Annotated in this window: 19 protein-coding genes; 10 read left to right on the top strand and 9 right to left on the bottom strand. The window is 71.7% G+C overall.

Annotated elements, in window-relative coordinates:
- Positions 1–44 precede the first annotated feature (44 nt).
- The gene (locus AB0H78_RS01085; protein WP_363232067.1) at positions 45–3,407 is read right to left on the bottom strand and encodes a BTAD domain-containing putative transcriptional regulator; all 3,363 of its coding nucleotides are present in this window, start codon (positions 3,405–3,407) and stop codon (positions 45–47) included.
- A 104-nt stretch (positions 3,408–3,511) separates the two neighbouring features.
- Between AB0H78_RS01085 and AB0H78_RS01080 the strand changes: the two genes are divergently transcribed.
- From AB0H78_RS01080 to AB0H78_RS01070, 3 genes are read left to right on the top strand one after another with little or no spacing between them, the layout of a single operon-like run.
- Positions 3,512–4,024, top strand: a complete 513-nt coding sequence (locus AB0H78_RS01080; protein WP_363232065.1) for an SDR family NAD(P)-dependent oxidoreductase — start codon at positions 3,512–3,514, stop codon at positions 4,022–4,024.
- A 31-nt stretch (positions 4,025–4,055) separates the two neighbouring features.
- Positions 4,056–5,273: an MFS transporter gene (locus tag AB0H78_RS01075; protein WP_363232064.1), complete on the top strand. Its 1,218-nt coding sequence runs from the start codon at positions 4,056–4,058 to the stop codon at positions 5,271–5,273.
- Between the two features lie 13 nt (positions 5,274–5,286).
- Positions 5,287–6,465 (top strand): FAD-dependent monooxygenase, encoded by a 1,179-nt coding sequence (locus tag AB0H78_RS01070; RefSeq protein WP_363232063.1) that lies wholly within the window; start codon positions 5,287–5,289, stop codon positions 6,463–6,465.
- Here AB0H78_RS01070 and AB0H78_RS01065 read toward each other — a convergent pair.
- Positions 6,452–7,075, bottom strand: coding sequence for a class F sortase (locus tag AB0H78_RS01065; RefSeq protein ID WP_363232686.1), 624 nt, complete (start codon positions 7,073–7,075; stop codon positions 6,452–6,454). The two genes, AB0H78_RS01070 and AB0H78_RS01065, sit on opposite strands and share 14 nt — an antisense overlap.
- 357 nt (positions 7,076–7,432) lie before the next feature.
- On the opposite strand from AB0H78_RS01065, the gene AB0H78_RS01060 reads away from it, so the two are divergent.
- Positions 7,433–10,528, top strand: coding sequence for a BTAD domain-containing putative transcriptional regulator (locus AB0H78_RS01060; protein WP_363232062.1), 3,096 nt, complete (start codon positions 7,433–7,435; stop codon positions 10,526–10,528).
- Between the two features lie 25 nt (positions 10,529–10,553).
- Here AB0H78_RS01060 and AB0H78_RS01055 read toward each other — a convergent pair whose 3' ends face one another.
- On the bottom strand, positions 10,554–11,384 hold the full coding sequence (locus tag AB0H78_RS01055; RefSeq protein ID WP_363232061.1) for an ABC transporter permease: 831 nt from the start codon (positions 11,382–11,384) through the stop codon (positions 10,554–10,556).
- A complete protein-coding gene (locus tag AB0H78_RS01050; protein WP_363232060.1) occupies positions 11,381–12,382 on the bottom strand; it encodes an ATP-binding cassette domain-containing protein in 1,002 nt (333 codons plus the stop codon). Before AB0H78_RS01050 ends, AB0H78_RS01055 begins: the two co-directional genes overlap by 4 nt.
- 273 nt (positions 12,383–12,655) lie before the next feature.
- Here AB0H78_RS01050 and AB0H78_RS01045 point away from each other — a divergent pair, with 273 nt between their 5' ends.
- Positions 12,656–14,161 carry a SulP family inorganic anion transporter gene (locus AB0H78_RS01045; protein ID WP_363232059.1) on the top strand — a complete coding sequence of 502 codons (1,506 nt, stop codon included), beginning with the start codon at positions 12,656–12,658 and terminating at the stop codon, positions 14,159–14,161.
- Between the two features lie 18 nt (positions 14,162–14,179).
- Here AB0H78_RS01045 and AB0H78_RS01040 read toward each other — a convergent pair whose 3' ends face one another.
- Together AB0H78_RS01040 and AB0H78_RS01035 are read right to left on the bottom strand one after the other, a co-directional pair.
- Entirely contained in the window at positions 14,180–15,526 is a 1,347-nt protein-coding gene (locus AB0H78_RS01040; protein WP_363232058.1) for a histidine-type phosphatase, read from the bottom strand.
- A gap of 70 nt (positions 15,527–15,596) precedes the next feature.
- Entirely contained in the window at positions 15,597–16,343 is a 747-nt protein-coding gene (locus AB0H78_RS01035; protein WP_363232057.1) for a dienelactone hydrolase family protein, read from the bottom strand.
- Between the two features lie 271 nt (positions 16,344–16,614).
- Between AB0H78_RS01035 and AB0H78_RS01030 the strand changes: the two genes are divergently transcribed.
- Both AB0H78_RS01030 and AB0H78_RS01025 read left to right on the top strand, forming a co-directional pair.
- A complete protein-coding gene (locus tag AB0H78_RS01030; RefSeq protein WP_363232056.1) occupies positions 16,615–17,169 on the top strand; it encodes a LemA family protein in 555 nt (184 codons plus the stop codon).
- Positions 17,166–18,731 carry a hypothetical protein gene (locus AB0H78_RS01025; protein WP_363232055.1) on the top strand — a complete coding sequence of 522 codons (1,566 nt, stop codon included), beginning with the start codon at positions 17,166–17,168 and terminating at the stop codon, positions 18,729–18,731. The genes AB0H78_RS01030 and AB0H78_RS01025 overlap by 4 nt, the downstream gene beginning before the upstream one ends.
- Positions 18,732–18,806: 75 nt before the next feature.
- Here AB0H78_RS01025 and AB0H78_RS01020 read toward each other — a convergent pair whose 3' ends face one another.
- Positions 18,807–19,454: a helix-turn-helix domain-containing protein gene (locus AB0H78_RS01020; protein WP_363232685.1), complete on the bottom strand. Its 648-nt coding sequence runs from the start codon at positions 19,452–19,454 to the stop codon at positions 18,807–18,809.
- Positions 19,455–19,632: 178 nt separating this feature from the next.
- Here AB0H78_RS01020 and AB0H78_RS01015 point away from each other — a divergent pair, with 178 nt between their 5' ends.
- Positions 19,633–21,102, top strand: coding sequence for an MFS transporter (locus tag AB0H78_RS01015; protein ID WP_363232054.1), 1,470 nt, complete (start codon positions 19,633–19,635; stop codon positions 21,100–21,102).
- A 4-nt stretch (positions 21,103–21,106) separates the two neighbouring features.
- Here AB0H78_RS01015 and AB0H78_RS01010 read toward each other — a convergent pair whose 3' ends face one another.
- On the bottom strand, positions 21,107–21,526 hold the full coding sequence (locus AB0H78_RS01010; protein WP_363232053.1) for an arsenate reductase ArsC: 420 nt from the start codon (positions 21,524–21,526) through the stop codon (positions 21,107–21,109).
- Positions 21,527–21,584: 58 nt separating this feature from the next.
- Between AB0H78_RS01010 and AB0H78_RS01005 the strand changes: the two genes are divergently transcribed.
- Positions 21,585–21,896: a metalloregulator ArsR/SmtB family transcription factor gene (locus tag AB0H78_RS01005; protein ID WP_363232052.1), complete on the top strand. Its 312-nt coding sequence runs from the start codon at positions 21,585–21,587 to the stop codon at positions 21,894–21,896.
- Positions 21,896–22,963, top strand: coding sequence for an ACR3 family arsenite efflux transporter (arsB, locus tag AB0H78_RS01000; protein ID WP_363232051.1), 1,068 nt, complete (start codon positions 21,896–21,898; stop codon positions 22,961–22,963). The genes AB0H78_RS01005 and arsB overlap by 1 nt, the downstream gene beginning before the upstream one ends.
- Here arsB and AB0H78_RS00995 read toward each other — a convergent pair.
- Positions 22,941–23,315 carry a metalloregulator ArsR/SmtB family transcription factor gene (locus tag AB0H78_RS00995; RefSeq protein ID WP_363232050.1) on the bottom strand — a complete coding sequence of 125 codons (375 nt, stop codon included), beginning with the start codon at positions 23,313–23,315 and terminating at the stop codon, positions 22,941–22,943. The genes arsB and AB0H78_RS00995 overlap by 23 nt on opposite strands.
- Positions 23,316–23,333: the final 18 nt, after the last annotated feature.

The following is a 23,333-nucleotide window of genomic DNA, read 5'->3' as shown; positions in this document are numbered from 1 at the left end:
GGGTCACGGGTCTGGTCACGGACGAAATTGAATCAGATCCAAAGTCAGGCCGGTGGAGTTTGTGATCTACGCAGCGCACTCCGTACGGCCTGCTCCGGATCCAGCTCCGCGCCCCGCCGGAACGCGGCGCCGAACGCGTCCGTGCCCAGCGCGACTTCGGCGCGCCCCGTGATCCGGTCGACGTCACCGCGCTCGGCGGGCGGCAGCGGAGCGTGCACGCTCCGGCGGGCCGCGTCCGCCGCGCCCAGCAACTGGGCGGCGTGGGCGGCGTCCCCGGCGAGCGACGCGGCTCCCGCCAGGCCCTCCAGGGAGTGGGCGACGGCGCGTGGCTCCCCGATGGAGCGGGCGGCCGCCAGCGCGGTGCGGTGCAGAGCCGCCGACTGCTGTGCGTCCCCGCGTAGTTCGGCGATGAAACCGAGCTCGGTGTCGAGGAGATGGTCGCCCACGGGCGTGGAGGCGTAGATGGCACGGATGTGCAGGAGGTGCTTCCGGGCCTCGTCGAGGCTGCCGGAGCGGCGGGCGCCGAGGGCCAGTCCCATCAGGGAGTGCACCTGGTCGTAGATGTGACCCTGCTCGATGGCCCGGCGGTACGACTCCTCGTGCAGCGCGCGGGCGCGGTCCCAGTCGTGCGCGAGCAGCGCGAGGCGGCCCAGGCCGGAGAGGCGTGCGGAGATCTCCCGCTGGAGGCCCAGCGCGCGGGCGATGCGCAGGCCCTCGTGCTGGCGGCGGTCGGCCTCCGCGTAGTCACCCTTGACCTCGGCGAGGAAGGCGAGGGGATACACGGTCTGCAACTCGCCCCACCGGTCGCCCAGTTCGCGGAAGAGCGCGGCGCTGCGCAGCCCGTCGTCCTCGACGGTGGCGAGAGCGTCGCGGGCCAGCGCGAGCTGCGCGCGCAGGCCGAGGGCCGCGGCGGTGCCCCAGGGGTCGCCGGTGGCGGTGAAGAGGGCGAGGGTGCGGGCGTTGACGTCTTCGGCGGCGTCGAGGTCGCCGGCGCTGAAGAGGGCGTACGCGTGCAGCCAGGTGGCGCGGACGTCGTCGGTCCGTACCTCCTGCGTCTCGGGGCGGTCGCCGCTCATCAGCACGAACGCAGCGTGCAGGACGTGGGGTGCGCTGCCGGCCGGGGCGACGGCGAGCGTCGCCGACAGGGCGCGGCGGGCCTCGTTGAGCCGGCCGCGCAGAAGCCACCACCAGGAGAGCGCGGTGGTGAGGCGCACGGCTTCGTCGGGGGAGGCCCTTCGCACCGCCTCGTCCAGGGCGGCCCGCAGGTTGGCGGCCTCGGCGTCGAGGCCCGCGAGTGCCGATTCCTGCTGTTGTCCGTGGAGTTGAGAGCCGAGGTTCTCGGCGTGACGCAGATAGTGGCTCAGGTGGCGTGCGCGTACGCCGTCGAGGTCCTCCATCTCATCGAGGCGCTCGGTCGCGTACGCGGCCACGGATTCGAGGAGTCGGTAACGGGGGCCGTCCGGGCCCTCCGCCATGACGACGAGCGAGCGTTCGACGAGCCGTCCCACCAGGTCGAGCACCGCGTGGCGCTCCACGCCGTCGCCCGCGCACACCTCTTCGGCGGCGTACAGGGTGCAGCCGTCGCGGTGGACGGCGAGGCGGCGCAGCACGATGCGCTCGGGGGCGCTGAGGAGCTCCCAGCTCCAGTCGATCACCGCGCGCAGGGTCTGCTGGCGGGCGGGCGCACCGCGCTGCCCGGAGGTCAGGACGCGGAACCGGTCGCGGAGCCTGGCGGCCAACTCCTTTGCACCCAGGGCGCGTACGCGGGTGGCCGCGAGCTCCAGGGCGAGCGGTATGCCGTCGAGGCGGCGCACGATCTCGCCGACGGCGAGGTCGTTCCCGCCGCCGAGGGAGAAGCCGGGCGCGGCGGCGGAGGCGCGCTCGGTGAACAGCCGTACGGCGTCGTCCACGGGAAGCGGCTCGACGAGAAAGACGGTCTCGCCCGCGATGCCCAGCGGCTCCTGACCGGTGGCGAGGATCCGGACGCCGGGCGCGGCGCGGAGGAGGTGGGCGGCGAGGGCGGCGGCGGCCTCGACGACGTGCTCGCAGTTGTCCAGGACGAGCAGCGCCCGGCGCTCGCGGAGGGCATCGCCGAGGGCACGCTCGGGCGAGGCGACGGGCCCGGACCCGGCGGCGGCATCGTCGCGGAGGCCGAGGGTCCGGGCGACGAGCTGGGCGAGATCGGCGACGTCACCGCGCTCCCCGGCGAACTCGACGAGATGGACGCCGTCGGGAAAGGCGGTGCGGCTCGGCCTCCCGGCCAGGGCAAGAGCAAGCCGGGTCTTCCCGACCCCGCCGGGCCCGGTGAGGGTCACGAGGCGCTGCTTCAGGAGGAGTTGTTCGAGCTCGGCGATGGCGCGATCGCGCCCGATGAGGGGAGTGAGGGCGGCTGCACTGGCAGATTCCCAGCCGGGCTCGGGCACAATCATGCCCGCAGATTCCGAGCCGGGATCCGGCAAATTCAAGCCCGTCCGGCGATTGAGGACCGGGGCCTGGGGCGAAGCCCCAGGAGGAGGCTGGCAGGTCAAGTCCCGCTCGGCAAAGCCCGGTTCCATGGCTGTGCCCGCAGAATCCGGGCCGGGATCCGGCAAATTCAAGCCCGTCCGGCGATTGAGGACCCGGGTCTGGGGCGGAGCCCCAGGAGGAGGCCCACTGGGCGGGCCAGGAGCCAGCCCCGGGTCCTGGCGCAGAATCCCCTCGTACAGAGCGACAAGCTCCGCCCCCGGATCAACCCCCAGCTCCTCCGCCAGCCACCCCCGCACCTCCCCGTACGAAGCCAGCGCCTCCCCCTGCCGCCCCGCAAGGTAAAGCGCCCGCATCTGCACCGCCCGCAACCGCTCCCGCAGCGGATGCAGCGCCACCAACTCGGCCAAGTCCCCGGCCACGACGGCGAATTCACCCGCCTCGACCCGCGCCTCGGCCCGCTCCTCCTCCGCCGCGAGCCGCTCCTCCGCCAGCCGGCGCGCGGCAGCCCGTACGAAGTCCTCGTCCGCGAAGTCCGCGTACGCGGGCCCCCGCCACAGCCCCAGCGCCTCGCCGAACAGCCCCGCCCGTACGACGGGATCGCCCGCCCGCCGGGCGCGCCCGACCAGCGCCCGGAAGAGTTCCGTGTCGACCTCGTCCCCGGAAGCCGGGTCCACGCGCAGCCGGTAGCCGGGCGCCTGGTGGACCACCCGGTCGCGTCCGAGGGCCCGCCGCAGCTGGGAGACCTTGGCCTGCAGTGCGTTGGCGGGGCGGCCGGGCGGTTCCTCGCCCCACAGGTCGTCGATGAGCCGGTCGGCGGACACGGGCTGCGCCTCGTGCACCAGCAGATCGGCCAGCAGTGCCCTGACCTTCACTTCCGGCACCCGGACCGGCTTCCCCTCGCCGTCCCACACCGCCACCGCACCCAGCACCCCGAACCGCATGGCGCCACGGTACACACCACCCACAACCCCCTTGATCACGACCATCAGCGAACCGTCAGCGAATGGTCAGCCCACCCGAAGCGCCCCCGGGCACTGTCGTCCGCATGACCAAGTACCGGGGCAGAACAGCCCTTGTCGTCGACGGGACGAGCGGCATCGGCCTGGCCGTCGCCAAGCGCCTCGCCGAGGGCGGCGCGAAGATCCTCCTCACCGGCCGCACCCCGGCGCACCTCGCCCACGCCTCCGCCGAACTGGGCATCTGCGCCCAGGTGTTCACCTTGGCCGATACGGACCTCGCCGCCGCGGTGGAGGCGCGTCTCGGCCGTATCGACTACCTCTTCCTCGCCGCGGGCCGCGCCACGGTCCTCGCGCTGCGCCCGGTCCTGAAGGACGGCGGCGCGGTCGTGTTCACCACGGCGGGCCCGCACTCGCGCCGGCAGGCCCTGCGCGCCCTCGCGGCGGAGCTCGGCGACCGCGGCATCCGGGTCAACGCGGTCGCGCCGGACTGTGCCTACGCGGCCGGGACCGACGCGGCGGCACGCGCCGCGCTCTTCCTGGCCGCGGACGCCCCGTACACCACCTGCGCTCAACTCCCCGTCGAGACAACCCAGTTCTGACCCCTGCCGATCTCACCAGGAGCCCCCAGTCATGACCGCCACCACCCCCACCGCCCCTCCCCGAACCCCCGCCCCCAAACTCCCGCTGCCCGCCCTCCTCGCCCTGGCGACGGCCGTCTTCATCACCAGCCTCACCGAGACGCTTCCCGCGGGCCTGCTCCCCGCGATGAGCGCCGACCTGCATGTCGGCGAGTCCGCGACCGGCCAGACGGTGACGGTCTACGCGATCGGCACGGCCCTCACCGCCATCCCGCTCTCCGCCCTCACCGCGGGCTGGCGCCGCAAGCGCCTGCTCCTCACGGCGATGGCGGGATTCGCCGCCGCCAACACGGTCACCGCGCTCTCCTCCGACTACACGCTCACCATGGCCGCCCGCTTCGTCGCCGGAGTGGCCGCGGGCGTCGCCTGGGCGCTGCTCGCCGGTTACGCCCGGCGGCTGGCCCCCGCCCACCTCCAGGGCCGGGCGATCGCGATCGCCATGTCCGGCATCCCCCTCGCGCTCTCCCTGGGCGTGCCCGCGGGCACCTTCCTCGGCAAGGCGGTCAGCTGGCAGACCGCCTTCCTCCTCATGACCGGCCTGACCCTCGCCCTGCTCGCCTGGATCACCGCAGTGATCCCCGACTTCCCAGGTCAGCGCCACCAGAGCACGGGCCCGCTCCTGGCGACCCTGCGCATCCCGGGCGTCACCCCGGTCCTCTTCGTCACGCTGGTCTTCGTCCTGGCGCACACGATCCTGTACGCGTACGTCGCCGCCTTCCTCGACCACCTCGGCATGGGCGACTCGACGGACCTGGTCCTCCTCACCTTCGGCGGGGCCTCCCTCCTCTCCATCGGGATCGTGGGCGCGACGATCAGCCGCCACCTCCGGGCGCTGACCGCCGCGGGCACGATCCTGGTCGCCGCCGCGGCCGCCCTGCTGGCCGTACTGTCCGACAGCCCCGCCCTGGTCTACGTCGCGGCAGCCCTCTGGGGCCTGGGCTGGGGCGGCATCCCCACCCTGCTGCAGACCGCGGCGGGCGACGCGGGCGGTGAGTCGGCGGACGCGGTGCAGGCGATGCTCGTCACCCTCTGGAACGCGGCGATGGCCGCCGGGGGAGTGGCGGGCGGCATCCTCCTGGACGCCGCCGGCGCGGAGTCGCTGCCCTGGAGCGTTCTCGTACTCCTGGCTCCGGTGCTCCTGGTGGTGGTGTGGTCAGGCCGTCGCCCAACTGGCAGGGTGGCAGGCGCTGTTGACCAGAGCTCTCGCTAGAGGGAAGTGACGCGTGACCAGCACCACGGGGAAGCAGAACCCACACCAGAACCCGCACCGGAACCAGAACATCCTCATCTCGGGCGCGAGCATCGCAGGCCCGGTCCTCGCCTACTGGCTGCACCACCACGGCTTCACCGTCACCGTGGTGGAGGTGGCCCCGGCCCCGCGCTCCGGCGGATACGCCGTGGACCTGCGCGGCCCCGCGATGACGGTGGCCGACCGGATGGGACTCCTGCCCGCGCTCCGAGAACACTCCACCGAGATGCGGGACATGCAGGTCGTGAACGCCGCGGGCGCCCCCGTGGTGGCGCTGCCCGCCGCGGTCTTCGCGGGTGAGCTGGAGATCCTCAAGAGCGACCTCACCCGGCTCCTGTACGAGGCGACCCGCGACGACGTCGAGTACCTCTTCTCGGACTCGGTCAAGGAGCTGTCCGAGGACGACGACGGCGTCGACGTCACCTTCGAGAACGCCGCCTCCCGCCGTTTCGACCTGGTGATAGGCGCGGACGGACTGCACTCGAAGGTACGGCGCCTCGGCTTCGGACCGACCGCCGACTACCTGCGCCCCCTCGACATCTACGCGGCGGTCTGGTCGGTGGACAACTACCTGGACCTCGACCACACCGGCATGTCCCACACCGACGGCAGCGGCCGGGTGGCGAACATCCTCAGCGCCCACCACAACGCCGAGGCCCGCGCCAACTTCTACTTCACACACACCCCGGTCGACATCGACCGCCGGGACACCGAGGCCCAGAAGCGCCTGGTCACCGGGGTCTTCGCCAACCTCGGCTGGGAGGTCCCGCGCCTCCTGGAGTTCCTCCGCGACGCCGACGACCTCTACTTCACCGAGGCCGCCCAGATCCACATGCCCTCCTGGTCGAAGGGGCGCCTGGCCCTGGTCGGCGACGCGGGCTTCAGCGCGGCCCCGACCTCGGGCCGCGGCACGGCGCAGGCGGTCACCGCCGCGTATGTGCTGGCGGGAGAGCTGGCGGCGGCCGGGGGCGACCATGTGGCGGGCTTCGCCGCGTACGAGAAGGAAGTCCGTCCGTACGTGGAGGACACCCAGCGGGTGGGCCGGGAGCAGGCCCCGATGATGTTCATGGAGCCCACCCAGGAGCTGATCGACGCCCTGGTCGCGGAGACCCCGGACGAGGCCCCCGAGGTCCTGGCCCTCAAGGAGTACTGAGCTCCTGCGCAGCGCCCTTGCGCCCGGTGAGATGGGCGAAGACGACGACGTTGCCGAGGTACTCCTGCCGGGCCTTGTTGAAGCCTCCGCCGCAGGTGATCAGGCGCAGCTCGGGCCGGGAGGCGTGGCCGTAGACCTTCTTGTCGGGGAAGTCGTCCGCGGCGTAGACCTCGATGGCGTCGATGGTGAAGACGGCCGTGGTGGCGTCCTCGCGGTCGACCTCGACGGTGTTGCCCTTCTTGAGCGCGCCGAGCCCGTAGAAGACGGCGGGCCCCTGCCGGGTGTCGACATGACCGGCCACGATCGCCGTGCCGGTGGCGCCGGGGGTCGTGCCGGCGTCGTACCAGCCCGCGAGATCGCGGTCGTCCTCGGGCGGTGCGACGAGCCGGCCGTCCTCGTCGAGGCCGAGACCGGTGAGCGGGGCGTCGACATGGAGCGCGGGGATGCGGACGCGCTGCGGCGGGGAGGGCGCCATCGGCCCGACCTTCGCGGCGGCGTGGGCGTCTCCGCGACCGGGGGCGGCGAATGCCTGGGCGGCGCCCGGCTGGGGCGGCGGACCGTCGGCGGGGACACCGTTGCTGATCAGCGCGACGCCCAGGCACAGGGCCATGGTCGCCGCCGCAGCGGTCAGGCCGCGGCGCACGATCCCTTCGCCGGAATCGGTGTGATCCACCAGCAGCCTCTCAGGTGACGGTCGGGGCGGGCTCGCTCCCCGAGCACACCCCGCGCTGCGGCACACCGCCTGCTGACTGTGTGTCACATTCGGCGGGGATCCGGTGCGGCCGGTACCCCATATGCGCGGTATCACCAGGTCAATGGGGTAATAAGGCGCCGCACGGCGGGTGGCCGGACGGCTCGCCGAACGAGTGAGGGGGTGCGTGGAGAGCGGCGCAGGGCACCGGCCTTTACCGCGCGCGGCCCGTGAAGGATGCTGTCCCGGTCATCGGTCGATCATGGGGGAAGCGCCGTGCGCATAGTTTTGCTGGGCCCGGTTCAGGTGCAGGGCGACGACGGTGCCGCGCCGGCCGCCGTCACAGGGGCCCGGCTGCGGATGCTGTTCGCCCGGCTCGCGCTGGAGTCGGGGCGGCCGGTGTCCGTGGACGCGCTGGTCGACGGGCTGTGGGGCGAGGAGCCGCCCGCCGAGGCCGGCAACGCCCTGCAGTCCCTGGTGTCGCGGCTGCGCCGGGCGCTGGGCGGTGCGGCGCGCGTGGAGTCCGGCGCCGGGGGGTACCGGCTCGCCGGGGACGGGGCGTTCGAGGTCGATGCCGACCGGTTCGAGGTGCTGGCTGCCGAGGGGCGCAAGCAGGGTGCGGGGGGGCGGTACGACGAGTCGGCGGCCGTGCTGCGCGAGGCGCTCGCGCTGTGGCAGGGCGAGGCGCTCGCCGACGTACGGGAAGCGCCCTTCGCCGCCGCGGTCGTCACACGCCTCGACGATCTGCGGGCCGAGGCTGCCCAGGGTCTCTTCGAGGCCGAACTGCAGCTGGGCCGGCACGCGGAGATCCTCGCCGACCTGGGCGCGGCGGCGGCCGCGGACCCGCTGAGCGAGCGCCTGGCCGAGCTGCGGATGAGGGCGCTGTGGGCGGCGGGCCGTCAGTCGGACGCGCTCGCCGCGTACGAGGAGATCCGCGAGCGCCTCGCCGACGAGCTCGGTGTCGACCCGTCGGCCGGACTCCGCGAGGTCCATCTCGCGCTGCTACGGGGGGAGTTGGAGCGTCCGGCGGCTGCCAGGACGCAGGTCGCGGTCAACCGGCTGCCCGCCCGGCTGACCAGTTTCGTCGGCCGCGAGCGCGAACTCTCCCAGCTGGCCGCGCTGATGGCCGCCTCCCGGCTGGTCACCGTCGTCGGACCGGGCGGCGCGGGCAAGACCCGGCTCTCCCTCGAAGCCGTCGGGCGCGACAAGGCGCAGGAGCGCGGCCGCGTCTGGTTCGTACCGCTCGCCGGGGTCGGTGCGCCGGGGCAGCTCGCCGACGCCGTACTGGGCGCGGTCGGCTCCACGGACGGCGGGCTCTACGACGCCGGGCGCACCCAGGACGCCGCACCGGTCGAGCGGGTGGCGGAGCTGCTCGACATCGGGGACGCCGTCCTCGTGCTCGACAACTGCGAACACCTTGTGGATGCCGTCGCCGAACTGGCCGCCGAACTGCTCCAGAAACTCCCGCAGTTGAGGATTCTCGCCAGCAGCAGAGAGCCCCTCGCCATCGACGGCGAAGCGCTCTGCCATCTCGGCCCGCTCGATGTGCCCTCGGGCGAGCCGGAGCCCGACGAGGCCGTACGGTCTGCCGCGGTACGGCTGTTCGCCGACCGGGCCGCGAGCGTCAGGCCGGGCTTCACGCTCGACCGTGCCACGGTCGGCGCCGTCGTCGAGATCTGCCGGCGGCTCGACGGGCTGCCGCTCGCGCTGGAGCTGGCCGCCGTCAAACTGCGCTCGATGGGCGTGGAGCAGATCGCCCGCCGCCTCGACGACCGCTTCCGGCTGCTGACCTCGGGCAGCCGTACCGCCCTGCCGCGCCAGCGCACCCTCCTGGCTGTCGTCGAGTGGAGCTGGGACCTGCTCGACGAGCCCGAACAGACCCTGGCCCGGCGCCTGTCCGCGTTCCCCGGCGGGGCGACGCTCGCCGCGCTCGAAGCGGTCTGCGCGGACGAAGCGCTCCCCGCCGACGACGTCCTCTACCTCCTCGACGCACTCATCGAGAAGTCGCTGGTCGATTCGTCGGACGCCTCGGACCCGGCCGGAGGCGAGCCGCGCTACCGGATGCTGGAGACCGTACGGGCCTACGCCGCCACCCGCCTCACCGCCTCAGGCGACGACATCTCAGGGCCCTTCGCCGCGTACTTCCTCGCCCTGGCCGAGCAGCACGAACCCCGCCTGCGCACCGGCCGCCAGCTCGAAGCGATCGCGGTGTTCGACGCCGAGCACCCCAATCTGGTGCACGCGCTGCGGTCGGCCTCGGAAGGCGGGGACGCGGAACTGGCCGCCCGGTTCGTCGGTGCGCTGTCCTGGTACTGGGGCGTGCGCGGCATGAGCTCCCAGCTGGATGCGACGCTCACCGGGGACGTGGACTCGGCGAACGCCCGCGAGTTCCTCACGGCCGGCCTCTTCCTGCGTATCTCCCAACTCACCCTCGCCGACGACCCGTCGGAGTCCCCGGCGGACCGTCTCGCACGCTCGCTCGGCTCGCCCGACCCCTGGGTGCGGGCCGGCGCGCACCTCGCGTACGACTTCGTCCTCACCGAGCAGGGCGATCTGCACACCGGCGAGGCCTCCCGGCTCGCGGCGCTGCACGGCTTCGAGGAGGTGGGCGACCGGTGGGGCCTGATCATGAGCCTGCTGGCCGTCGGCCGCGACCACTCCCTGCGCGGGGCGTACGGACAGGCCATCGCCACCCTGGAGCGGGTGGTCGCGCTCAGCGCCGAGCTCGGCACCGACGACTACCTGGACCTGGGGCGGGTCCGCCTCGCCCGCGAGCGGCGCCGCAGCGGCGACCTGGCCGGTGCGCGCCGCGACCTGGAGTGGGCGCACGGCCAGGCGAGGGAGCGGGGCCACCGCCGTCTGGAGGCCAACATCGTGGCGGGCATGGCCAATCTGCACCGCAGGGAGGGCGACCTGGCGGGGGCCGACCGGGTGCTCGACGAACTGGAGGAGTTCGTCCAACACCGTTCCATCCCCGCCGAGTTGGCGCACGACCTGATCGTCAGTACCCGCATGGAGAACCGTCTCGCGGCAGGCGACGCCACCGGCGCGCGGGCCCTGCTCCCCGAGGCGGCCGGCGGGCTCCTCGCCCAGGGCGCGGGGGCGGGTCTGGCCTGGGTCGCGGAGCTGCTCGGCGGGCTGCTCGCCCTGGAAGACGACCCGGCCGGTGCGGCGCGCTCGCTGGGCATGAGCCAGGTGATGCGGGGCGCGTTCGACGCGGGGGAGCCGGAGATGCGCGAACTCGCCGGGCGGCTGACGGGCCGGCTCGGCGAGGGGGAGTACGCGGCCGCGTTCGCGGAGGGCGCGGCGCTGGACCGGCAGGACGCACTGCACCGGCTGGCCGACGGGGTCGGCGAGCCGGTGCGGTCGTAGTGGTCGTAGTAGTCGTGGAGCAGGTTCAGCCCGCGTTCTTGAGGTAGGAGCGCATCGCCAGCGGGAAGAAGACCGCGATCACGCCGGCCATCCAGAGGAGGCTGCCGAACAGCGGGTGGGCGATCGCGCCGCCGTTGAGCAGACCGCGCACGGTGTCGGCGACGAGGCTGACCGGGTTGATGTCCGACCAGGCCTTCAGCCAGCCCGGCATGGTCTGGTCCGGCACGAACACATTGCTGGCGAAGGTCAGCGGCAGCACCACGATGGTCATCAGGCCCTGCACGGAACCGGGGGTCTTGGCCAGCATGCCGATGTACACCGACACCCAGGAGAAGCTGAGCGCGAAGCCGATGAGCAGCCCCAGTGCGGCGAGTGCCGCCAGCGGGTTCGTGTCGATCCGGTAGCCCATGACCAGGCCGAGGACCAGCAGGGTGCCGAGGCAGACGACGTAGCGTACGAAGTCGGCGAGGACGGCACCGATCAGCGGACCCGAGCGGGCGATCGGCATGGACCTGAACCGGTCGAACACCCCGGTGCTCGCATCGGCGTTGAGGGAGACGCCGATGCCGATGCTGGCCTGGAAGACGGTCATCACCATGACCCCTGGGGTGACCATCTGCAGGTACGCGTGGTCGTCACCGCCCGCGATCGCGCCGCCGAAGAGATAGACGAACATCAGCAGCGTGATGATCGGTGTCAGGACCACATCGGTGAGCTGCAGCGGGGACTTGAGGAACTTGGTGACGTTGCGGCCGGCGAGGGCGAAGCTGTGCCGTACGGTCCTGGCCGCACCGACGCGCAGCGGAGCGGCGGCCTGGTGGGTGACGCGGGCGGGGGAGATGGTCTGGGCGCTCATGCTGCATTCCTCTCAAGGGAGTTGGTGTCGTTGTCGGAGTTGTCGGTGTCGCCGTCGTTGTTGTTCGCACTGCGCCCGGTCAGGGCCAGGAAGACCTCGTCGAGGCTGGGCAGACGCAGCCCCATCTCGTCGGTCCCGATCCCGTCGGCGGCCAGCCGCCGGGCGAGGGCGGAGACGAGCAGCGGGTCGTCGGCGGGCACGGTGAGCAGCCCGTTCGTACCGTCCTGGGCGGGTGCGGTGCCGGTCAGCTCGGTGAGCATCGCGGCGACGGTGGCCACGTCCTGCGGCAGCGAAGGCCGTACGTGAAGGATCTGCCCGCCCACCCGGCGCTTCAGCTCACCCGGCCGCCCCTCGGCGACGACCCGGCCGCGGTCGAACACCGTGATGCTGTCCGCGAGTTGGTCCGCCTCCTCCAGATACTGCGTGGTGAGCAGCACCGTCGAGCCGTCGGCGACCAGGCTCCTGACCACGTCCCACACCTCGCCGCGGGCGTGCGGGTCGAGGCCGGTGGTCGGCTCGTCCAGGAAGAGGACCTGCGGCCGGCCGACCAGGCTGGCCGCCAGGTCCAGGCGGCGGCGCATCCCGCCGGAGAAGGTGCTGATCGGCCGGGTGGCCGCCTCGGTCAGCGAGAACTGTTCGAGAAGCTCGGTGGCCCGCGCCTTCGCGTCCCGCTTCGACAGGTCGAGCAGCCGCCCGACCAGCACCAGGTTCTCCATTCCGGAGAGACCTTCGTCGACCGAGGCGAACTGCCCGGTGAGGCCGATGAGTTGGCGTACCCGCACCGGGTCCCGCACCACATCGTGGCCGCCGACCGTGGCCCGCCCTGCGTCCGGCCGCAGCAGCGTCGACAGGATCCGTACGGCGGTGGTCTTGCCCGCCCCGTTCGGCCCGAGGACACCGATCACCTTCCCGGCCGGCACGTCGAGGTCGACGCCGTCCAGCGCGGTCATGTCCCCGTAGCGTTTGACCAGACCCTCGGCCTGGATGGCGTACGACATCTGTGTTCTCCCCAGCTCTTCGGCTTGCCCGTTCTCGATGAGGAGGACAATGCCGGGGCGCGCTGGCAGACCGCTGACAGGCCGCTGTCAGCGGCCGCCGGCCCAGGTCAGGGCAGGTCAGGACGGGCCAGGGGTGTCCTGGGAGGCGCGGGTAAAGTGGAAGGTCCGCCCGCCGTGCCGCATCACCTCTGAGCTCTGCGCGGGCCTTCTGCACCGTCCCGTACGCCCGCTGCCGACATCGGGTGTGCCCGAGTACGACAGGGTCCGCATCTCTTGTCCTCCCCCGCGCCCTCCCCGGCCGTACGACTGCGCGCGCTGCGCCCCGACTGGCTGTCCGACCCGAAGGTCTGGCGCACCGAGATCCTGGCCGGACTCGTGGTGGGTCTTGCGCTGATCCCCGAGGCGATCTCGTTCTCGATCATCGCCGGGGTCGACCCGCGGATCGGCCTGTTCGCCGCCTTCACGATGGCAGTGACCATCTCCGTCGTCGGCGGCCGCCGCGCCATGATCTCGGCCGCCACCGGTGCGGTCGCCCTGGTGATCGCCCCGCTGAACAGGGAGCACGGCTTCGGCTATCTCCTCGCCGCCGTGATCCTGGCCGGCGTCTTCCAGATCGTCCTGGGCGCGCTCGGCGTCGCGAAGCTGATGCGGTTCGTGCCGCGCAGCGTCATGGTCGGCTTCGTCAACGCGCTCGCCATCCTGATCTTCCTGGCGCAGGTGCCGGAGATGCGCGACGTGCCGTGGGCGGTCTATCCACTGATCGTCGGCGGCCTCGTACTCCTGGTGTTCTTCCCGAGGATCACCAAGGTGGTCCCGGCCCCGCTCGTCTCCATCGTGGTCCTCACGGTGATCACGATCGCCGCCGGAATCGCCGTGCCGACGGTGGGCGACAAGGGCGCGCTGCCGTCCTCCCTGCCCGTCCCCGGGCTGCCGGACGTGCCGTTCACCCTGGACACCCTCACCCTTGTCGCGCCGTACGCGCTCGCGATGGCGCTGGTCGGCCTGATGGAGTCGCTGATGACGGCCAAGCTGGTCGACGAGATCACCGACACCCACTCCTCCAAGACCCGCGAGTCCATCGGCCAGGGCATCGCCAACATCGTGACGGGGTTCTTCGGCGGCATGGGCGGCTGCGCGATGATCGGCCAGACGATGATCAACGTGAAGGTGTCGGGCGCCCGCACCCGCCTGTCCACCTTCCTGGCGGGCGCGTTCCTGATGGTGCTGTGCGTGGTCTTCGGCCCGGTCGTCTCCGACATCCCGATGGCCGCGCTGGTCGCCGTGATGGTGATGGTCTGCTTCGCGACGTTCGACTGGCACTCCATCGCCCCGAAGACCCTGCGGCGGATGCCGGCCGGCGAGATCGCCGTCATGGTGATCACGGTCGCGGTCGTGGTCGCCACCAGCAATCTCGCGATCGGCGTCGTGGTCGGATCGGTCACCGCGATGGTCATCTTCGCCAAGCGCGTGGCCCACGTCGTGAACGTCTCGGCGGTCCATGCCCCCGACGGCACCCAGGTCGTCTACGAGGTCACCGGCGAGCTCTTCTTCGCCTCGTCCAACGACCTGGTGATGCAGTTCGGTTACGCCACCGACCCCGGCAAGGTCGTCATCGACCTCTCCGGAGCCCACATCTGGGACGCCTCCTCCGTCGCCGCGCTGGACGCGATCGAGACCAAGTACGCCCAGCGCGGCAAACAGGTGGAGATCATCGGCCTGAACCGCCCCAGCGCCCACCTCCACGAAAAGCTCAGCGGCGAACTCACGGGCGGGAGCTGACCGGAGGGAACCGGCGGGTCAGCTCGTACGGCCGAAGCAGCTCTCCAGCTCGTCGAGGTCGTAGAAGGTGCTCCCCTTGGCGACCGGAGTGCAGCCCGCGCGGAAGGCGGTCTCCTTCTCGTTGTAGAGCATGCGCACCAGGTAGGTGCCGCCCTTGCGGAAGACGTCCCACTGGATGTTCGCGCCGAGCGACGACACCTCGGCGCCGCGCCACGGGTTGTTCTTGTACGTGTACGGCCGGTCGGGCGCGGCGGCCACGGTGCTGCCGGGCAGCCGCATCAGCGCGGCCAGCGGGATGATCTCCTCGGCATGGGTGAAGCGGAGTACGGCGCCCCGGTCGCTGGTGCCGGCGCGCACGGCCTCGACCTGGGTGAACAGGTCGTCCAGGAGCGGCTCGGCCATCTTGTAGGTGATGTCGCTGCCGGTGAAGCCGGGGCCCTTCTCGTAGAAGTCCTCGGCGTCGCCCAGGTATCCGAACCACGCGGCCGCGCTGTGCGGCACGTAGCGCTCCAGGTGCCAGCTGTGGCCGTCGGGGCTCTCCTGGCTCATCGCGGGCGCGATGGCGTAGAGGTTGTAGACGGCCTGGGCCGCCGCGACGTCGCTGCCGTCCGCGTCGCCGAGAGAGTCGACGAACGCGTCGGTGAACAGCCCGCGCAGGATCGCGCGCGCGGCGCGGTGGGTGGCGGGCTGTTCGCGCACGGCGGCCAGGGTGGCGGCGAGGCGCTGGTCGGTGTCGATGTAGTCGCGGTACGCGGCCCCGCCTGCCGCCTTGTGGAAGTACAGCAGGTCCTTGTCGGTCCGCGATGGCCCGATCAGCGGTTTCAACTCGGGGTTCAGAGCGGCGAGTTCGGAGGTGAATTCCGTACCGCTGTCGATGGCTCGGGTCTGGCCCGACGTCACGACGTCGATCTTCTCGCCGTCTTTCGCGATCCGGCCGAAGAGCGCGGGCAGCCGTGCGCTCATCCGGTCGGCGTCGCCGCTCAGCTCGCTCTTGCCGCGCGCGCTGAGATTTCCGTACCCCACCTTCTCCATGGCCGCGAGCAACTGCTCCACGAGCGGGCCGAACGCCCGCCCCTTGGCGGTGAGTTGCCCCTGCGCATCTGCCTTCTTCCACAGGTCGATGACCAGGGCGCCGTCCTCCCCGTCGGTGGCGGCCCGTGAGCCGTGCCGAGAGACGAGCTGGGTGAACACCGGGGTGAATCCCTTGGGCGCGTGGGCGTACGTCCGCGGGTTCTGCTGCGGGGCGTAGACGGCCTTGGTGCCGTAGGTTCCGGTGTCCGCGCGGGGCTGCGCGTGGGCGGGGAGGGCGGTCGCCAGGAGAGCGCAGACTCCGAGGGCGAGGGCAGGTGTGAGGCGTCGTCGCATGAGCGCATCGTCCGGGGCGGAGGTGAACTCGGGGTGGCACGGGGATGGCGGGACGGCCCCGGATGGTGGCTCAGCCGGTGACTCGGCCGGTGCCGAGTGCCGTGCCGAGGAGGGGGAGCAGGCGGTCCCAGTGGCGCCGGAGTCCGGCGGGGTCGAAGGAGTCGGTGTCGGACATGGTGAAGCCGTGGACCGTGCCGGGGTAGATCTCGGAGGTGTGGTCGAGCTTCGCCGCGTCCAGGGTGCGGTTGAGTGCGTCCAGGGCCTCGGGCGTCAGGTCGCTCGCCGCGTGGCCGAAGTGCACTTGGGCGGTGATCGCGGCGAGGACGCCGGGGCCGTCCGCGGCCACGGGAGCGTGGAACGCGGCGAGGGCGGCCACCCGGCCGGGGTGGGCTGCGGCGGTACGTACCGCCTGGAGGCCGCCGATGCAGTAGCCGGTGACCGCGACGGGTCCTGCGGCGACCTCGGGCCGGGCGCCGAGGAAGTCGAGGTAGGCGTCGGCGTCGCGCAGTGCGCGCTCGGCGGTGTGCGCCTCGATCCACGGCATCAGCCGGGCGAAGATCGCGGGCCGGGCCTCGGCCCCGATGTGCCCGGGAAGGTCGAACAGCGGGGACGATCCTTGCCGGTAGAAGAGGTTGGGGACGAGTACGCAGTACCCGTGCCCGGCCAGCTCCCGGGCCATCTCGGCCAGCGCGGGCCGGATGCCGAAGCCGTCCGGGTACATCAGCACCCCCGGATGCCGCCCGCCGTCGTCGGGGAAGGCGGCGAAGGCGTCGGCCAGGCCGTCCGCGGTGGGAATCTGCAGCGTCTCGATGAGCATGAACTCTCCTGTCGTGGTTGATGTGTTGAGCCCGAGATCAACACGACAGAGGCGGAGCCCGCGCGGCGGCGCAGGATCCCCGACGGAACAGCGGGCCAGCCCCGGCCCGTACGGCGCTCAGCAGAGCACCGGGTCACCGATCCGTGCGCGGCCGAAGGCCATCCCGGTATCCATGGGCGCACACCCTAGTTCAGCCGGAATATGATCGCGTCGATCGGCCAGGGGGGTCGAATCTTTTAGGGCCTCTGGGGGCGACGCCGTGGGTGTCATCGTGGGTGCAATTGTCGGGGTATTTGTCTTCGTTGTCGTCTGGTGGGTCGTACGCACCTACAACCGGCTCGTCCGGCTGCGGAATCAGACGCAGGCTTCGTGGGCGCAGATCGATGTGCAGCTGAAGCGGCGGCACGAGCTGATACCGAATCTCGTCGAGGGCGCGCGCGGGTACGCCGCCCACGAGCGCGGCACCTTCGAAGCGGTCACCGCCGCGCGCGGGGCAGCCGTGAGCGGCGAGCTCGGTGTCAAGGACCGGGCTGCCGCCGAGGACGCGCTCACCGCGACGCTGGGCCGGCTGTTCGCGCTCGGCGAGAGCTATCCGGAGCTCAAGGCGGACCAGCACTTCAGCACGGTGCAGACCGAGTTGAGATCGGCGGAGGACAAGATCGCGTACGCGCGGCAGTTCTACAACAGCGCGGTGCAGAGCTACCACACCGCCCTGGAGAGCTTCCCGGGGAACATCGTGTCGGGTCTCGGCGGCGCGCACGTCCGGCGGGAGTACTTCGAGGCCGCAGGTGTGCCGCAGGAAGCCGCCCAGGTGAGATTCGCGTGACGCTCACCGAACAGCTCTACTGGGGCGGCGCCGCCCTGATCGTGCTCTGGCTCGTCGCCTTCGGGCTCTCTCTGCTCGCCACCCGCAACGGCGCGGTCACACCGGGACCCGCGACCCAGGAGTTCGGGGACGCCCCCGAACCGCCGGCCGTGGTCAGCCTGCTCGGCAACAACTGGCGCGGCGTGGAGTACGCCGCCGCGGCCACCCTGCTGGACCTCGCGGCCCGTGGCCTCGTCGAGCTGCGGCAGCCGGGCGACGACCCGGTCCGCAGCACCGTCCACCTCACCGAGGCGGGCCGGGTGGCGACGGGTCTCACCCCGTACGAGCAGCGCGTGCTGGACCGCGTCACCGCCCGCACGGCGAACGGCGGCGCCCCCATCGGGGCGATCGCCTTCCGCGACGACGAGCGCGCGGCCGCCTGGAACACCGCGCTGCGCAAGGAGATCATCGCCGAGGCCCGGCTGCGCGGCCTGTCCCGGTCCCGTTTCGCACCGCTGCTCGCCAGCACTCTGCTGACCTTCGCGTTCGTGCCGGGTGCGCTGTTCACCGTGGCCGCGGTCATGGGACATCACGGCATACGCGGCGCGATCTTCGTCGGTGTGGCCCCCGGTGCCGCGCTCGCCTACCTCCTCACCAAGGCGCTGGGCGAGCGGGCGACGCGCAACGGCCTTGAACGCGCCGGGCATTGGTACGGTCTGCGCGCCTGGCTGGCCGGGCACGAGGACTTCGCCCAGCTGCCGCCCGCATCCGTGACGGTCTGGGACCGCTATCTCGCGTACGGGACCGCGCTCGGCGTCACCAGCCTGACCGGCCGGCTCCTGGGCTTCGACTCCGGTGACCGGCGACGGGTCTGGTCCTCGTACGGAGGGACCTGGCGCCCGGTGCGTATCCGCTACCCGCGCCTGCGCCCCGCCTTCGGCGCCTCGACCGGCCGACTGCTGCAACTGGCGGCAGCGGCAGGCCTGTTCGCGGCCGCGCTCTGCGCCTTCGCGGTGCTCCGGCAGCCCGACTGGGCGGTCGCTGCCGAAGCGGGCAGCGGCTCGCTGCGCCGGCCGGGGCTGGTGCTGAGCGCCGGCTGGGTGGGCAGTGCGCTGCTCGGCGTGGTGGTGGCCGGCAAGTTCAGCCGCTGGACGCTGCTCGTGGCGTTCCTGTCGATGATGCCCGGCAACTTCGCGAGCGCCGACGATGGCTGGTTCCACGACGCGGCGGCCCAGGACGGGCCCCTGGCCGTCGAGTTGGCGGTCATCGCGGCCTTCGGCGCGCTGGCGGCGTACCTCCTGGTGCTCGCCTGCCTGGAGCGGCGGAGGCCCGACACGATCACCGGCGAGGTCCTGCGCATGGAGACGCGCAAGGGGCGGGGAGTGGCCCGTTTCCTGGCGCTGGACGAGGGGAACACGGACCTGACCACCGCCTGGGCGCTGCCCGCCGCCGCACAGGGCATCGCGACCGGTGCCCAGGTACGGCTGAGGGTCTCGCGCGGCACCCGCACCATCCGCTCCGCGGAGCTGGTGAAGTACGCGGCGCCGGAAGGCGACCGGGCGAAGGCACCCACCCAGTCCTGAGCCCCCACGACACGGATCAGGCCCGGTACCGAGAAGTCGGTACCGGGCCTGATCCGTGTGTCCGGTCCGTACGCGTCAGGCCCCGGCCTGAAGGCGGAGTCCCGCCAGGGTCAGGTCGAGACCGGCGAGGAACTGTGCCTTGTCGTCGTGCCCGTCGAACTCTTCGACGATGTCGTGCACGAACGGGTACTCCTCGGTGTCGAGCTCACGCCACATCGCGGCGTAGCGACCGAGGAACTCGTCGCGGTCCACGACGCCGTCGAGCACCTCCGGGGGCGGTTCCTGTCCCATGTCGGCGGCGTTGGCGACCACGGTGCCCACGATCGCGGACACGGCGTAGAACCTCTGCTGCGGTGTGAGGTCGAGCCGGAGCGCCTGCTGCCCCAGCTTTTCGTAGAGCCGCAGCGAGTTGCCCTCGACGCCGATGTCGCGCATGAAGTGCGCCCCCAGCCACGGCCGGTCCACGATCGCGTCGAACAGCACGACGGCCATCATGCGCAGGTCGTCGATCGGGTCGCCGCTGTCGGTGTGCCCTTCGATGGTGGTCAGCACCCCGCTCAGCACATGGTCGACGGCGCGCTCGAACAGGTCGTCCTTGCCGGAGACGTACCAGTAGATGCTGCCGACGCCGGTGCCCAGCCGGGTCGCGAGGGCGCGGAGGGTCAGCGCCGGCGCACCCGCCTCGTCGAGCAGGGCCACGGCCGCGGTGAGAACGGTCTCGATGGAGTGCGAGGCCCGCTGCCGCCCCCGGGAAGGGCGGTCGGCGGGGCGTGGTCGCGGGCCTGTCATGGTTCCCATCCAATCACAACTTGCGCATTTATCGAACTACGTTCTATGGTCGAACCACGTTCTATTGTAGAACGTCGTTCGATAGTCGGCGACGTTCCGAGAGGAGGTCGCCATGACCACGCCCGCCACCGATACCGCGCCCGCCGCCGCATCGCGCACCTATCCGTCCCTGCGCGCCGCATGGATTCCGCTGGCCGCGCTCTGCCTGGCCTTCTTCGTCGAGATGGTCGACAACACGCTGCTCTCGATCGCACTGCCCACCATCGGCCGGGACCTCGACAGCAGCACGACCTCGCTGCAGTGGGTCACCGGCGCCTACTCGCTGACCTTCGGCGGCCTGCTGCTGACGGCAGGCTCGATGGCCGACCGGCTCGGCCGCCGACGCGTGCTCCTGGTCGGTCTTGCGGTGTTCGGCCTGCTGAGCCTGGCCGTCGTCGCGGTCAGCACCTCGGGCGAGCTCATCACCCTGCGGGCCGGCCTCGGCATCGCCGCGGCAGCGATGGCCCCGATCACCAACTCGCTGGTCTTCCGGCTGTTCGACGACAAGGCGCTGCGGATGCGCGCCATGACCCTGATGATCATCGTCGGCATGTCCGGCTTCATCCTCGGCCCGCTGCTGGGCGGCACCGCCCTGGCCCACTTCGAGTGGCAGTGGCTCCTCGTCGTCAACGCCCCGATCGCGCTGATCGCGGCCATCGGCGTACGCCTCGGAGTCCCGGCCGACCGCCCGGAGGACCTCACCAAGGACAAGCTCGACCTCCCCGGCGCCGCCCTGAGCGTCACCACCATCGGCCTCGCCTGCTACTCGCTGACCAGCGGCGTCGAGCACGGCTGGCTCTCGGGTGTCACCCTCGCTTCGGTCCTCGGCGCCATCGCCGCGGGGATCGCGTTCGTCTGGCACGAACGCCGCAGCGCAGCACCCATGCTGGACCTCCGCCTCTTCTCCGACGGCACCGTCCGAGGCGCCGCCATCGCGCAGATCGGCACGGCCATCGCGATGGCCGCCGTGATGTTCGGGCTGATCCTGCACTTCCAGTACGCCTACGGGTGGAGCCCCGTGAAGGCCGGCCTGGCGAACCTGCCGCTCATCCTGACGATGATCGCCGCGACCCCCCTGTCGGAGTGGCTCGCGAAAAGGTTCGGCCACCGCATCGCCTGCCTGGTCGGCGCGGCCTGCCTGGCCGGCTCACTGGCCGGACTGTCCTGGGGTGTGTCGCACGGGTACGCCGCCATCGCGGTCTGCATGGTCGTGATGACCATCGGCCTGCGCACCGTCATGACGATCTGCGCCGTCGCGCTCGTCGACGCGATGCCGGCCAACCGCACGTCGATCGGCACGGCGCTCAACGACACCGCCCAGGAGGTCGGGACCAGCATCGGCACCGCAGTGGTCGGCACCATGATCGCTGCGCTGGTCGCCACACAACTGCCCGCGGGGACCTGGAGCGACGATCTGGTGGCGTCGTTCTTCCACGGCGAGCGGATCACCTACGGCGTACTGGCGGTCGTCGTCGGCCTGATCGCGGCAGTCGGCGCACTCACGCTCACCGACTCCCACTCCACCGAAGAGCACCCCGCCTGAGCCGTCAGCGGCGGTCGATCTCGGCGATCAGCGCCTCGACGCGGACCCTGATCGCGTCGCGGATCGGACGTACGGCCTCGACGCCCTGGCCGGCCGGATCGTCCAGGGCCCAGTCGAGATACGTCTTCCCCGGGAAGACGGGACAGGAATCGCCGCAGCCCATGGTGATGACGTAGTCGGAGGCCTGGACGGCCTCGGTGGTCAGCACCTTGGGCGTGGCGGCGGAGATGTCGATGCCGGCTTCCGCCATGGCTTCCACGGCGGCCGGATTGACCCGGTCGCCGGGGACGGAGCCGGCCGAGCGGACCTCGATGCGGTCGCCCGCGAGGTGGCCGAGGAAACCGGCGGCCATCTGCGAGCGGCCCGCGTTGTGGACGCAGACGAACAGCACGGAGGCGAGCGGGGTGTGCGGCGGGGTCGGCATGGGTTCTTCCTTCGCGGTGAACTGACATCAGTCCGGAGTGATGTGAAAGTATCAGTCCATGATGACGTCAGCCGACACTGACCTGATCCGGATCCTCGCCGACCCGCTCAGGCTCAGAATCGTGAACCTGCTCGCCCACGAGACCCTGTGCACCACGCACCTGGTCGAGGAGACGGGGGCCAGGCAGACCAACCTCTCCAACCACCTCAAGGTGCTGCGCGAGGCCGGGATCGTGGAGACGGAGCCGTGCGGCCGGTTCACGTACTACCGGCTCAGGCCAGACGTCATCGCCGCCCTGGCCGGGCAGTTCACGGAGCTCGCCGAGACCGCCCGTACGACCGCCGAGACCGGCCGGAAGCGAGCCTGCTGATGGCCGCCACCGCGCAGGCGAGGGCCGAGGACGGCTCGATCGTCGCCGGACTCTCGACGCTCGACCGCTTTCTGGCGGTGTGGATCCTGCTCGCCATGGTGGTCGGCCTGGGCCTCGGCCGGCTGATCCCCGGCATGGACGACGCCCTCGCGAAGGTCGAGATCGGCGGTATCTCGCTGCCGATCGCGATCGGCCTGCTGGTGATGATGTATCCGGTCCTGGCCAAGGTCCGCTACGACAAGCTCGACGCGGTCACCGGCGACAAGAAGCTCATGCTGTCGTCGCTGGTCGTGAACTGGGTCGTCGGACCGGCGGTGATGTTCGCACTGGCCTGGATCTTCCTGCCCGACCTGCCCGCGTACCGCACCGGCCTGATCATCGTCGGGCTCGCCCGCTGCATCGCCATGGTGATCATCTGGAACGACCTGGCCTGCGGCGACCGCGAGGCCGCCGCCGTGCTCGTCGCCCTCAACTCCGTGTTCCAGGTGGTCGCGTTCGGCCTGCTGGGCTGGTTCTATCTGGACCTGCTGCCGCAGTGGCTCGGCCTCGGAGACGGCCAGGGCCTGGACGTGTCCGCCGGGCACATCGCCCTGAACGTGATCGTCTTCCTCGGCATCCCGCTCGTCGCCGGATTCCTCACGCGCCGCATCGGCGAGAAGAAGCTGGGCCGGGAACGCTACGAGTCCGACTTCCTTCCGCGGATCGGCCCTTGGGCGCTGTACGGCCTGCTCTTCACCATCGTGATCCTCTTCGCCCTGCAGGGGAAGACGATCACCTCGCAGCCGGTCGACGTCATCCGCATCGCGCTGCCGCTGCTCGTCTACTTCGCGGTGATGTTCTTCGGAACCTTCCTGCTGGGCAAGGGGATCGGCCTGCCCTACGACCGTACGGCCACCCTCGCGTTCACCGCGGCGGGCAACAACTTCGAGCTGGCCATCGCGGTCGCCATCGGCACCTTCGGGGTGACGAGCGGCCAGGCGCTCGCCGGTGTCGTAGGACCGCTCATCGAGGTGCCCGTGCTGATCGGGCTCGTGTACGTGGCGCTCAGGCGGCGGAGCGCATGGTGAGCAGCTGCCCCATGGCGGCGAGCACGGACGCCTCGACCCGGTAGTAGACCCAGGTGCCGCGCCGCTCGGAAGTGAGCAGGCCGGCCTCCTTGAGCTTCTTCAGGTGGTGGGAGACGGTCGGCTGGGAGACCCCGACGTCGGAGATGTCGCACACGCAGGCTTCCCCGCCCTCGTGGGAGGCGACGAGCGAGAACAGGCGCAGGCGCACCGGGTCGCCGAGCGCCTTGAACATCCGGGCCGCCGTGTCCGCCTCGTCGGCGGTGAACGGCCGCTCCGTGAGCGGCGGGCAGCAGGGTGCGGCGGCCTGGCCGTCGGCAGGCCGGCCGAGCGGCAGCACCTTCGTATTCGACATACGTCTATGTTGACACAC

Origin of the sequence: Streptomyces sp. NPDC050738, from assembly GCF_040654175.1 — a bacterium.
Lineage (GTDB): Bacteria > Actinomycetota > Actinomycetes > Streptomycetales > Streptomycetaceae > Streptomyces.
This window is presented reverse-complemented; position numbering and strand designations above follow the sequence as displayed.